At 67.7% G+C, this 6,985-nt stretch carries 7 protein-coding genes and 1 pseudogene; 5 read left to right on the top strand and 3 right to left on the bottom strand.

All coding sequences use genetic code 11. From position 1 onward, the window contains the following. Positions 1–78 precede the first annotated feature (78 nt). Positions 79–617, bottom strand: a pseudogene (locus ACFWIW_RS37570) (hypothetical protein); the annotation flags it as partial. 54 nt (positions 618–671) lie between these two features. Further along, positions 672–1,262 carry an NADPH-dependent F420 reductase gene (locus ACFWIW_RS37565; RefSeq protein ID WP_378372832.1) on the bottom strand — a complete coding sequence of 197 codons (591 nt, stop codon included), beginning with the start codon at positions 1,260–1,262 and terminating at the stop codon, positions 672–674. Between the two features lie 76 nt (positions 1,263–1,338). Here ACFWIW_RS37565 and ACFWIW_RS37560 point away from each other — a divergent pair, with 76 nt between their 5' ends. Further along, complete coding sequence (locus ACFWIW_RS37560; protein WP_378372831.1) at positions 1,339–1,704, top strand: winged helix-turn-helix transcriptional regulator; 366 nt, start codon at positions 1,339–1,341, stop codon at positions 1,702–1,704. Between the two features lie 26 nt (positions 1,705–1,730). On the opposite strand, the gene ACFWIW_RS37555 is transcribed toward ACFWIW_RS37560, so the two are convergent. Next, on the bottom strand, positions 1,731–2,711 hold the full coding sequence (locus ACFWIW_RS37555; protein ID WP_378372830.1) for a sugar-binding transcriptional regulator: 981 nt from the start codon (positions 2,709–2,711) through the stop codon (positions 1,731–1,733). A gap of 129 nt (positions 2,712–2,840) precedes the next feature. Between ACFWIW_RS37555 and ACFWIW_RS37550 the strand changes: the two genes are divergently transcribed. From ACFWIW_RS37550 to ACFWIW_RS37535, 4 genes are read left to right on the top strand one after another with little or no spacing between them, the layout of a single operon-like run. After that, positions 2,841–3,845: a zinc-dependent alcohol dehydrogenase family protein gene (locus ACFWIW_RS37550; protein ID WP_378372829.1), complete on the top strand. Its 1,005-nt coding sequence runs from the start codon at positions 2,841–2,843 to the stop codon at positions 3,843–3,845. Next, positions 3,838–5,178: an ABC transporter substrate-binding protein gene (locus tag ACFWIW_RS37545; protein ID WP_378372828.1), complete on the top strand. Its 1,341-nt coding sequence runs from the start codon at positions 3,838–3,840 to the stop codon at positions 5,176–5,178. The genes ACFWIW_RS37550 and ACFWIW_RS37545 overlap by 8 nt, the downstream gene beginning before the upstream one ends. Then, positions 5,178–6,113, top strand: coding sequence for a carbohydrate ABC transporter permease (locus ACFWIW_RS37540; RefSeq protein WP_038519394.1), 936 nt, complete (start codon positions 5,178–5,180; stop codon positions 6,111–6,113). The genes ACFWIW_RS37545 and ACFWIW_RS37540 overlap by 1 nt, the downstream gene beginning before the upstream one ends. Beyond that, complete coding sequence (locus tag ACFWIW_RS37535; RefSeq protein WP_378372827.1) at positions 6,110–6,925, top strand: carbohydrate ABC transporter permease; 816 nt, start codon at positions 6,110–6,112, stop codon at positions 6,923–6,925. The genes ACFWIW_RS37540 and ACFWIW_RS37535 overlap by 4 nt, the downstream gene beginning before the upstream one ends. Positions 6,926–6,985: the final 60 nt, after the last annotated feature.

The following is a 6,985-nucleotide window of genomic DNA, read 5'->3' as shown; positions in this document are numbered from 1 at the left end:
TCTCCTGGGGGGACCCCCGTCTGGCGGGCCATGTGTGTGGGAACGGCTCTACAAACCGACCATCCAAACCCACGAGGCCCCCAGGAGCAGGCCCACCGTGATGTCGGTGAGCGGAGCGAGGACCGCGGCGGCGAACACCCACGTCGGCGCGGTCGGCAGCTTCGCGCCCGAGCGGACCTTGCCCCATGGCTTCGCCACCGAAAGCCAGGCCTGGAACGCCAAAGCGCTCGCCATCAGCGCCGTCCCGGCGGTCAGCGCCACCGGCGGTGGCTCACTGCCGACGGAATCCCGTAAAGCGCCCGACAGCAGGAAGATCCCGGCGTAGAGCTGGACGAGCGTGATCGCGAACTTCGCCAGTACCCACCAGTGCCGGGCGAATCCCCACGCCATCGCCGCGGCGAGCATGAACCGGTGAACGCCGACGCGTTGGCGAGCGGCGCCAGCAGGAACGTGTCGATCTCGTGCGCCATCGACGTCGCGGCGACGCGGATCTCGCTGTCCTCACTCGTGCGGCCGATCACCAGGAGGGTGAACAGCGCCAGGGCCTGCCTCATCCAGCCGACCGAAGTGACGACGTGCAGCCACACGGTCAGTTGTCGCCAGGTCTTCGTCCCCATGCCGGACACGGTCGCCTGGGCGACCGGCCCGGCGCATCGGGGACGACCCTGAAATCACACCGGCAGGGGAGGGAAGCAGGCCTGGGCGTCGTGGCCGTCGAACCACAGCCCGACCATGAACGCCATCGTCGCCTCCATGAGCGCGGCCCGGTCGAGCCCGCCCGCGACCAGCGGTGTGCACCCGAGGTCGCGGACCAGTTCGCTCACTTCGCCGACCTTGTCGCCGCAGATCGGCACCGCGAGCGGACGGCCGCCGAACACCGGCGGGGTCATCCGCCAGACGTCCACGTGGCACAGGTTGAACGCCTTGACCACGTGCGCGCCGGGCGCGGCGGCGGCGATGCGGGCGGCCTGATCGGGCACCGTGAGCACGGCCCCTTGCCCGACCGCGTTGGTGCAGTCGATCAGGACCTTCCCGTCGAGATTCCCCGCCGCGGCAAGGACTTCCAGTACCGACGCGGCGGGAACGGCGAGCAGGATCACGTCACTGGCGCGCGCGGTCTCCTCCCAGGTCCCCACGCGCGGCGAGATCGTGGCGGCCTTGGCCAGGTCGCGGGCGGCGACCATCACCTCGTGCCCGGCCCCGGCCCACTGGCCGCCGAGCGCCTCCGCCATCCCGCCGGCGCCGAAAATACCGATACGCATGTGCTGCTCCCTAAGATCGAGTGACAGCACCGACCGTAGAAAGCAGCGCGGGTACCGAATGGTTACCGGAGGTCCGATGAACGACGTCTTCCTCGCCGATTGCCGTGCCCGGCTGGCCTTCGACCTGATGGCGAACACGTGGAACCCGGTCGTGCTGTGGGCCTTGCGCGAGGGGCCGCTGCGCCCGGCCGAGTTGCGGCGACAGCTGGGCGGGATCAGCACGAAGGTGCTCACGGAGACGGTCCGGCGGCTGGAGTTCAACGGTCTCGTCCACCGGCGCGACTGCGGTCGGACGGCGAAGGTCGAGTATTCGCTGACGGAGCTCGGGACCACGTTGCTGGCGCCCATCGAAGCGTTCGGGGAATGGGCGTTCAGGCATGGCGACGAGGTGATGGCGGCGCAGGACGAGGCTCTGGGTCTCGTGAGTGGTAAGGACGGTTAGAACCGTCCTTACCACTCACGAGGTGGCTAGGCGGGAGGGCGGGCCTCGGCCAGCCGGAGCAGGGGGACGGCCGCGGCGGTGTCGGTGATCAGCGTCGAGACCATGCCGGAGCGCAGGACGGCGTCTATCGCTTCGGCCTTCGGTTCCGTGTAGCCCAGCGCGATCACTTCGGGGACCGCCAGGAGCTCCTCGGCGCTGATGGCCAGCACGTGGTGGGCGAGGCCGGTGGACATCGGGTTCCCGTCGGCGTCGAACAGGCGCGCCGAGACCTCGGCCTTGGCGCCGCGTTTCGCGATCGCGCTCCGCTCGGCCTCGTCGAGCGCGTCGTACACCGTCGACTCTTCGGGTTTCCACGCGCCGATGCTGACGACCGCCTTGGTCAGGTTCTTGAACTGCCCGAAGGTCTCCGCGATCCCCGGCTGCCTGCGCAACGTCTCGGTGGTGCGGCGGTCGGGGAGGACGAGCGGGCCGAAGATCGGGTACGACGCTCCACCCGAGACGGAGGCGACGCGGCTGACCGTCTCCACCGACCGGTCGCGCATGTCCATCCCCGCCTGCACGCCGCACAGTTGCACGATCGGGCATTTCGGCAGCGACTCGATCGCGTCGGTCATCGCGTTCACCGAACGTGCCCACGACAGGCCGAGAACATCGCCGGGAGTGACGATTTCGGCCAGGAGCCGGGCGGCGAGCGTGCCGATCTTGCGGCGGGCGACCTCGCGGGATTCCGGCACCGGCGCTCGTTCGAGCACGAGGACCCGGTCCAGCCGGTACGCGGCGCGGATCTCCTCGGACAGCACGAGATCGACCGGCGCGGGCAGCCGGAACTCGACCGTGACGATGCCGCTTTCCCTGGCCGTGTCCAGCATTCGCGCGACTTTGAACCGGCTGATCCCGAACTCCTCGGCGATCTCGAGTTTCGAGGCGCCCTGTTCGTAGAAGCGCCGGGCCACCGCGGCCAGGCGTAACGACTCCACCAGGCCGGGACGCTGTTTCTTCCCGCTCATATGAGCACTATACCGCGAAATCCGACCGAAAGGTTGACGTAACAACTGGGAAAAGCTCACCATGCCTGGACATGCAGTCCGAAGCATAAGCCAAGCCCGCTCATTTGAGCGGAGAGAAGAGGAGCTGGCATGCGTGCCGCGATCGTGGACAAGCCCGGGGAGATCAGGGTCGGCGAGGTACCCGATCCGAAACCGGGGGATCGCCAGGTCGTCGTCAAGGTGGGTGCCTGCGGGATCTGCGGCACCGACCTCCACATCGCCGACGGGCATTTCCCGCCGACGCCCTATCCGATCGTCCCCGGCCACGAATTCGCCGGCGAGATCGTGGAACTCGGCGCGGACGTGCCGGGTGGCTGGAAGATCGGCGACCGGGTGGCCGTCGACCCGTCGCTGTTCTGCGGCTACTGCAAGCCTTGCCGGTCCGGCCGCGGCAACCTCTGCGAGAACTGGAACGCGACCGGCGACACCGTCGACGGCGCCTTCGCCGAATACGTCGCCGTCCCTTCGGCGAACTGCTACCGCATGCCGGACACGATGACCTGGGAACAGGGTGCCCTCGTCGAACCGGTCTCCTGCGCGGTCCACGGCGTGCGCCGGATCGGCGTCGAGGCGGGGGAGCGGTTCCTCGTCGTCGGCGCGGGCACGATGGGGCTGATCATGCAGCAGCTGCTGCAGCGCGCGGGTGCCCAGGTCACGGTGGTCGACCGCAACACATCCCGGCTCGGCCGGGCCATGGACCTCGGCGCGGCCGCCGTCGCGGGTGACGTGAAGGACCTCGACGACGAGAAGTTCGACGCCGCCGCGGACTGCACCGGCGCCGCGCCGGCCATCGAAGCCGCTTTCGACTCGCTTCAGCGCGGAGGCCGCCTGCTGGTCTTCGGGGTCGCGCCCGCCGAAGCGCGCGTCGCGCTTTCGCCGTTCCGGATCTACAACGACGAGATCACCGTCGTCGGCTCGATGGCCGTCATGAACAGCTTCGGTGCCGCGCTCGACCTGGTCGCCGACGGCGCCGTCGACACCGCCGCGCTGCTCACCGACACCCTCCCGCTGGAGCAGTACCCCGACGCTCTCGCTCTCATGCGCAGCGGCGCCGGTCTGAAGGTGCAGGTCATACCGGGAGGCGAAGGTGCGTAAAGCAGCCGCTCTGCTTTCGGTCCTCTTGCTGACCCTCACCGGATGCGCCGGTGCGGGCGCGCTCGGGACCGGTGACCGGACGCTCGTCGTCGCGATCGTCGCGAACCCGCAGATGAAGGACGCCATCGAGCTTTCCGGCGAGTTCGAGAAGGCGAATCCCGGCGTCAGCCTCAAATTCGTGTCGCTGCCGGAGAATCAGGCACGCGCGAAGATCACCGCGTCGACGGCCACCGAAGGCGGCGAGTTCGACGTCGTCATGATCAGCAACTACGAGGCGCCGCAATGGGCCGCGAACGGCTGGCTCGAAAACCTCGATCCGCATATCGCGGCGAATCCCGGCTACGACGCGGACGACTTCATCCCGAGTATCAAGGAATCCTTGTCGCACAACGGATCCCTATACGCGGTGCCGTTCTACGGCGAGTCGTCGTTCCTGGCCTACCGCAAGGATCTGTTCGAGCAGGCCGGGATCACCATGCCCGCCAAGCCGACCTGGACCCAGATCGCCGAGTACGCCGCGAAACTCGACGACAAGGCCAAGGGCATCGCCGGGATCTGCCTGCGCGGCAAACCCGGCTGGGGCGAGAGCCTCGCGCCGTTCACCACCGTCGCGAACACCTTCGGCGCGCAGTGGTTCGACAAGGACTGGAACGCGAAGCTGACCAGCCCCGAGTTCAAGGCGGCCGCCGAGTTCTACGTGAACCTCGTGCGCAACCACGGCGAGGTCGGCGCGTCGAGTGCGGGCTTCTCCGAATGCGGCACGCGGTACACCCAGGGCCAGGCCGCGATGTGGTACGACGCCACGGTCATGGCGGGCACGAACGAGGATCCTTCGGCCAGCAAGGTCGTCGGGAAGTCCGGCTACGCCCCGGCGCCGGTGGAGAAGACGCAGGCGAGCGGCTGGCTCTACACCTGGGCGCTGGCGATCCCGAAGGTCGCGAAGCACAAGGACATCGCCTTCAAGTTCATGGCCTGGATGACCGACAAGGCGTACGTGCAGCGGGTCGCCCAGGAGTTCGGCGACTGGAACCGCGTTCCGCCGGGCGTGCGGAAGTCGACCTACGACATCCCGCAGTACCGCGAGGCCGCCAAGGCCTACGCGCAGCCGACGCTGGACGGCATCGCGGACGCCGACCAGCGGAAGACGATGGCGAATCCGGTGCCCTATCCCGGGATCCAGTTCGTCGGCATCCCCGAGTTCCAGGATCTCGGCACGCGGGTGAGCCAGCAGCTTTCGGCGGCGATCGCGGGCCAGATCACCGTGGACGAAGCACTCGAACAGTCGCAGGAGTACGCGCAGACCGTCGGCAAGTCGTATCAGGAGGTGCAGTGATGGCCACGATCTCCGCTCCTGCCCGTCCGGAGCCGGCCCATGCGAAGAAGGCGGCTCCGAAGCGCGGCACCGACACACCGTTCAAACGACGGCTGCCGCTGCTGCCCGCGCTGTTGTTCGTCGTCGCCGTGACGCAGTTGCCATTCGTGCTGACGGTGTTCTACTCGTTCCAGTCGTGGAACCTGGTGCGGCCGGGTTCGAGGCATTTCGTGGGGCTGCAGAACTACATCGACGTCTTCGCCGACTCGACGTTCCTCGGGGCGCTGCTGAACACCGTCGTGCTCACCGTGGTGTGCGTGTTCTTCTCGCTGCTGCTCGGCCTGGGGCTCGCGATCCTGCTGGACCGCAAGTTCCTCGGCCGCGGCGTGGTCCGGACCCTGCTGATCACGCCGTTCCTCATCCTGCCCGCGGCCGGTGCGCTGCTGTGGAAGACGACGATGTTCGACCCGACGTACGGGTTGCTGCACTTCGTGTTCGGCACGGACGTCGACTGGCTCTCGGAGTTCCCGCTGGCCGCCGTGATGGCGCAGGTCGTCTGGCAGTGGACGCCGTTCATGATGCTGCTGATCCTGGCCGGGCTGCAGAGCCAGCCGAAGGACGTGCTGGAGGCCGCGTCGGTCGACGGTGCCGGCCGCTGGCGGACGTTCACCGCGATCACGCTGCCGCATCTGAGCCGCTTCCTGCAACTGGCGACGCTGCTGGGCGCGATCTACATCGTGAACAGCTTCGACGCGATCTTCCTGATGACCCAAGGCGGCCCGGGGACGGCCAGCACGAACCTGCCGTTCTACATCTACCAGCGGGCGTTCCAAGGTTTCGACATCGGGCAGTCGTCCGCGATGGGCGTGATCGTCGTGATCCTGACGATGATCGTCGCGACCTTCGCGCTGCGGCTGATGTTCCGCACGTTCTCGGTACAGGGAGGCGCGAAATGAAGAACCGTTTCGGCCCCGGCGCGCTGACGGTCGCGACCTGGGTGATCGCGATCCTGTTCGTGTTCCCGCTGCTGTGGATGATCCTCACGGCGTTCAAACAGGAGGCCGACGCCTACACCGATCCGCCGCGCCTGTTCTTCACCCCGACCCTCGACCAGTTCGCGGGCGTGCTCGAACGCGGCTTCCTGCCGTATCTGTCGAACTCGGCGTTCGTGACCGTCGTTTCGACGCTTTTCGTGCTGCTGCTGGGAATCCCGGCGGCCTACGCGCTCTCGCTGGCGCCGGTGAAGGGGACGAGCAACGCGCTCGGCTTCTTCCTGTCGACGAAGATGCTGCCGATCGTGGCGGCGATCATCCCGCTCTACGTGATCTCGCAGAACACCCAGCTGCTGGACAACGTGTGGGCGCTGATCATCCTGTACACGTCGATGAACCTGCCGCTGGCGATCTGGATGATGCGGTCGTTCTTCCTGGAGGTGCCGCACGAGATGATCGAGGCGGGCCGGATCGACGGGGCGACCCTGCCGATCCTGCTGCGGAAGATCATCATGCCGGTGGTCGCGCCAGGGGTGGCCGCGACCGCGCTGATCTGCGTGATCTTCTCGTGGACCGAGTTCTTCTATTCGGTCAACCTCACCGCCGCGCGGGCCGGGACGGTGCCGGTGTTCCTGGTCGGCTTCATCACCAGCGAGGGCCTGTACTGGGCGCAGCTTTCCGCCGCCGCGCTGCTCGCGTCGCTGCCGGTGATGATCGTCGGCTGGATCGCGCAGAACCACCTGGTGCGGGGCCTGTCGATGGGCGCCGTCAAGTAAGGCGTCGGTACAGGTGGTCGTGAGTGGTGAGTGTCGTTCTAACGACACTTACCACTCACG

Source organism: Amycolatopsis sp. NPDC058340 (genome assembly GCF_042723975.1).
GTDB lineage: Bacteria > Actinomycetota > Actinomycetes > Mycobacteriales > Pseudonocardiaceae > Amycolatopsis.
Note: the sequence above shows the minus strand (reverse complement) of the source record. Positions and strands in the feature narration are given on the sequence as shown.